General features: G+C 65.2%; 2 protein-coding genes. Both read left to right on the top strand.

The window, feature by feature from the left end; all coding sequences use genetic code 11:
* Window positions 1-139: 139 nt before the first annotated feature.
* Window positions 140-442 (top strand): hypothetical protein, encoded by a 303-nt coding sequence (locus tag BR31_RS0125145; protein ID WP_027503357.1) that lies wholly within the window; start codon window positions 140-142, stop codon window positions 440-442.
* On the top strand, window positions 439-1,119 hold the full coding sequence (locus BR31_RS0125140; RefSeq protein WP_027503356.1) for a hypothetical protein: 681 nt from the start codon (window positions 439-441) through the stop codon (window positions 1,117-1,119). Before BR31_RS0125145 ends, BR31_RS0125140 begins: the two co-directional genes overlap by 4 nt.
* The last annotated feature ends 6 nt before the right edge of the window (window positions 1,120-1,125 follow it).

The raw sequence follows: 1,125 nt of genomic DNA, 5'->3' as shown, positions 1-1,125 counted from the left end.
GATCGCTAATGGCCCACCGCATCACCCCAGACGATTACGACATCCGCTGCACCTGCGGATGGGTGTACATCCGCCCCGTCCTGCTCGACGAATGGCGCACCAACCGGGCAATCCGCAAACACCTGACACAGGAGGCGAAGTGAGCACGTTCCTTTTCATCGTCGGCGCGATCGTGTGGTTCGTCGCGATCTGCGGAATCCTCCTCGGCGGCGGATTCTTCACGCTCGAGCTGTTCGCGGACGGCTACCCGAAGCAAGGCTCCGCAGTGGGCGTCGGCTCGATCCTCGCGCTCGCCCTCGTCATCTGCATCCCGATCTGGGCGGGCGTATTCGACGAGGACAACTCGCAGCACTGCGGGCCCGGCACCGTGTACCGGGAGTCGTCGCAGTACAACCCGGCAACGGAGTCGACCGACTACTCCTGGTGGTGCGAAGCCCGATGACCAACACGTTCCTGTCCCGTGCCGAGCAGCAGGCCCTCATCACCCTTCTCGGTGAGGTTGGGGAGGTGGTGGAGGCGTTGGCTGCGGCGCTCACCACCAATGGCGCCCGCACCCGCATTAGCTACGAACCTCGGGTGACGACGGGTGAGCGTGTGCAGCCGTTGCCGTACAACGAGGACGCCCGCATCGCCGCCGACGACCTCCACAACGAACTCGGCCTGTGGGTGCAGTTGGTCATCGACTACCGCGGCATCGACTACGAGGGTGCGGATACCGCGGTCGCGTACGCCCGCTGGCTCAAAGCGCACATCGAACCCCTCGCGCTGACCCCCGGCGCACACGAAGCACCGCGCAGCATCGGGAAGGCGGTGAAGGCGGCCAAGCGAGCGGCACGGATGGGATCGCCACGCGAGGAGGAGTTCTCGAAGCTCCGGGCGAAGATCGACCCGAGAATCGGCGAGCTTCACGAGGAGAAGCTGAACGCCCGCAGCTGCGTCGACCTCGCCCGACAGTTCGGCGTGACGATCACTCAGCGCCGCATCGACTACTTGGTGACCCACAAGCAGGTGACACCGCTCGGAATCGTGAAGGGCATCGACGGGGTCCGATACCGCATCTTCCGCTTCGGGGACGTCCTCGAAGCAGCGCAAGCGGACACTATGGAGGAGACGGCGTGAGGTGGT

This window comes from Rhodococcus sp. UNC363MFTsu5.1 (assembly GCF_000686785.1).
GTDB lineage: Bacteria > Actinomycetota > Actinomycetes > Mycobacteriales > Mycobacteriaceae > Rhodococcus_G > Rhodococcus_G maanshanensis.
The sequence above is the reverse complement of the archived record's forward strand: the minus strand, read 5'-3'. Positions and strand labels throughout refer to the sequence as shown.

Coding starts and splice junctions, on each gene's coding strand:
- BR31_RS0125140 (WP_027503356.1), top strand. CDS start 439: ATGACCAACACGTTCCTGTCCCGTGCCGAGCAGCAGGCCCTCATCACC.